This window comes from Moorena sp. SIO3I8 (assembly GCF_010692325.1).
In the GTDB taxonomy this organism is placed as follows: Bacteria; Cyanobacteriota; Cyanobacteriia; order Cyanobacteriales; family Coleofasciculaceae; genus Moorena.
Window position 1 is genome coordinate 41,708 of sequence record NZ_JAAHHW010000048.1, and the last position, 3,183, is coordinate 44,890.

Annotated in this window: 4 protein-coding genes and 1 pseudogene; 4 read left to right on the forward strand and 1 reads right to left on the reverse strand. The window is 43.4% G+C overall.

All coding sequences use genetic code 11. The features are described from left to right. From F6K51_RS19050 to F6K51_RS19060, 3 genes and pseudogenes are all read left to right on the forward strand, one after another. A pseudogene (locus F6K51_RS19050) lies at positions 1–762 on the forward strand (hypothetical protein); the annotation flags it as partial. A gap of 142 nt (positions 763–904) precedes the next feature. Then, positions 905–1,174, forward strand: a complete 270-nt coding sequence (locus F6K51_RS19055; RefSeq protein WP_293022915.1) for a hypothetical protein — start codon at positions 905–907, stop codon at positions 1,172–1,174. A gap of 159 nt (positions 1,175–1,333) precedes the next feature. Next, entirely contained in the window at positions 1,334–1,906 is a 573-nt protein-coding gene (locus tag F6K51_RS19060; RefSeq protein ID WP_293022918.1) for a Uma2 family endonuclease, read from the forward strand. Here the strand turns inward: F6K51_RS19060 and F6K51_RS19065 are convergent. Next, complete coding sequence (locus F6K51_RS19065) at positions 1,888–2,043, reverse strand: hypothetical protein (RefSeq protein WP_293022921.1); 156 nt, start codon at positions 2,041–2,043, stop codon at positions 1,888–1,890. The two genes, F6K51_RS19060 and F6K51_RS19065, sit on opposite strands and share 19 nt — an antisense overlap. A gap of 426 nt (positions 2,044–2,469) precedes the next feature. Here F6K51_RS19065 and F6K51_RS19070 point away from each other — a divergent pair, with 426 nt between their 5' ends. Beyond that, complete coding sequence (locus tag F6K51_RS19070; protein WP_293022924.1) at positions 2,470–2,697, forward strand: hypothetical protein; 228 nt, start codon at positions 2,470–2,472, stop codon at positions 2,695–2,697. Positions 2,698–3,183: the final 486 nt, after the last annotated feature.

Sequence of the window (3,183 nt, forward strand, 5' to 3'; positions counted from 1 at the left end):
AAGCTCAATTTGGCTGAAGGCACTGGTAGTTACACCGATGAGCAAGATCAGGAAGTAGCACAAACTTTCATTAGTATCGAAAGGGTATTTGGTACTAATTTTAATGACGAACTAATTGGTAACGAGGCTCACAACACTTTCTTGGGTTACAACGGTGATGACAAATATGTCGGTGGCGCAGGAAATGACATTTTCCGAGACAGTGCCGGTGTTAACTATTTTGACGGTGGAGAAGGTTTTGATACCGTTAACTTTCAAGATCTAATCAACTCTGGTATTAAGCTGAATCTGGCTGAAGGCACTGGTAGTTACACCGATGAGCAAGATCAGGAAGTAGCACAAACTTTAATTAGTATCGAAAGGGTATTTGGTACTAATTTTAATGACGAACTGATCGGTAACGAAGCTAACAACACTTTCTTGGGTTTAGACGGTGATGACACCATAACTGGCGGTGCTGGAAATGACGTAATCAACACTGGTGACGGAAACAATACTATTGATTCTGGTTCCGGTCTAGACACCATCCAGCTTGGGAATGGTAACAACACCATTGCCCTTGAAGAAGGTGAAGGACATGACAAAGTGATAAATTTCCAACTGGGGTTAACTCGCTTTGGGGTTAGTGATGCTAACACCCTTACCTTTGAGCAGTCTAATGGCAGTGTGAATATCATAGCTGCTGATGGTGACCTTCTCGCCAATGTAGAGGGAGTTGAGGTTAGTACCTTTACTGATAATCTCTCCAGTATATTTTTCTAATATAGCACTACGCATTAAGATTAGGACATTCCTAAACTCCGAAACTTAGTCATAGCTTACTTCTGACTTCTGACTTCTGACTTCTGACTTGCGCGTAGCGCTATACCCCTCGCTTCCGGGTGTTGCTTAAGAATCGAATGATTTGAAGAGTTTTCTGGAACGGGCATCTGGCTGTGGAGTGGGCATCCGGGCATCTGGCTGTGGAACGGGCATCTTGCCTGTTTCATTTCCAGGCGGGCAGGATGCCCACTCCACTTATATTGATTCTCTGCCTCTCATTCTCTGTTCCCTATTCCCTATTCCCTGTTCCCGACTTCTGAAAGAAGTCAATTCACCAATTTTCGTCATTCCCATCAAAATTAGACTCGTACTCCTGCTCCCTTTGTTTTTTGTTCTTTGTTCTTTGTTCTAGCTCCATTTGTTAATATAATTACTTTCTAAAGTATGCCCCGAGGATAACATTATAGTTATAGCTTCCCTAGCTCGTAATCTAACTCTGACAGTATGGGAATAGGGAGTCGGGAGTCAGGAGTCGGGAGTATAATTAGTATAAAGCTAACAGAGAATAATCATGAATCAGGCAATACATGAGACAGTATGCTGGACTATCCATGACCTAGAATTGCTACCAGAAAATGAAGGAACACGCTACGAAATCATTGATGGAGAATTATTTGTGACTAGAGCGCCTCATACTAAACATCAGCAAACCTGTGGCAAAATTTTTCGACAGCTAGATGCTTGGTCTGAAGCAAGTGGTTTAGGAGAAGCTATTCCTAGTCCCGGTGTCCTGTTTTCCGAATCCGATAATGTTATTCCCGATGTCGTTTGGGTTACTCAAGAAACCTATACATTAACCTTAGACGAATCTGGACATCTAACTGGTGCCCCAGAATTAGCAGTCGAAGTTTTATCTGCTAGTCAACAAGACCAAAGACGAGACCGAGAAGCTAAACTAAAACTTTACTCTTCACGAGGCGTAAAAGAATATTGGATTGCTGATTGGAGGTCTCGCAAGCTCGAAGTTTATCGCCGAGAAAACAGTCAGCTCAAATTAGTAGCAACCCTTTTCAGCCAAGATACCCTAACCTCTCCTATCCTACCGGGTTTTAGTTGTACTGTTAATCAGTTTTTTCCGAAATAAAAGGGAATAGGAAATAGGGAGTAGGGAGTAGGGAGTAGGGAGTAGGGAAGAGTGTGGGGAGGGTGGGAAGTGTGGGAAGTGTGGGGAGATGGGGAGATGGGGAGATGGGGGAGATTTTTATTAAGGGTAATTGTCATAACATGATCTAACAGTTGCGTAGGGTGTGTTAGGGGCGGGCTCATTTTCCGCCTCTTCGCGCCTTTTTGGGACAGCCCGCCCCGTAACGCACCACCGGGTCAAACAGCTTTTAGGAGATGCACCCAAAGGGAAAAAATTATCACAATTCATTTAAGTTTGCTAAACATTTCCATTATATCTTTTCTCAGAGTAATTAGGTACACAGGATTTTTTCCCTCTTGCCTCTTGCCTCTTGCCTCTTGCCTCTTGCCTTTCAGCAATTTAGGTATCCCAATTTAAATGCTGAAAAGCTTTTGCGATCGCATTTTTTTAGCGATCGCATTTCTTTACATTACCCCTCAAAAAAAAACTTCTAAAAACCCTTGACAATATAAATTATAATCATTACTATTATATATGAAAATAAAAAACCAAAGGTTCACCTTATGCCATCAGAATTTCCAACAAATTCAGAGAACAATCCAGACGATTCTTCCAACAAAAAAATCCGTGTTCAGCACATTTTGAAAGGCTCCCGCAAGGCAATAACTAATACCATGCATACCCTCTATGCACTGGGCTACACCGAAATATCCGAGTGGAGTCCTCTGCAGCCGACGGATGTTCCGGGAGAATTCATAACAATTAGCACCAAGTACTTCAGACTCCGTTAACACGTTAAATTGCTGGGGGGTTTTCCCCCGGCAAAACCATCCGGTTGAGTCGTGTAAGATCACTCACGTTTGGATAGGTTGGAAAACTGAATGACATAAGGTAAATTCCTAGCCGTGGATAGTATTTCTGCGGCTATTTTTTTTGAAGGTTAGCAGGTTAGTTAGTTGAAGGTTGAAGGTTAGTTAGTTGAAGGTTATGATGTTGAAGAATAGTAAAAAAGTTGCGTAGGGTGCGTTAGGGACTGGCTTGCCCTGATTTTAACGGTCGCCAGTGTTGGGAGAGCCAGTCCCGTAACGCACCACCGGGTCAAACAGCTTTTAGGAGATGCACCCACAGGGAATAGGGAAAAAATCTGTGTAGTTGCGTAGGGTGCGTTAGGGACTGGCTTGCCCTGATTTTAACGGTCGCCAGTGTTGGGAGAGCCAGTCCCGTAACGCACCACCGGGTCAAACAGCTTTTAGGAGATGCACCCACAGGGAATAGGG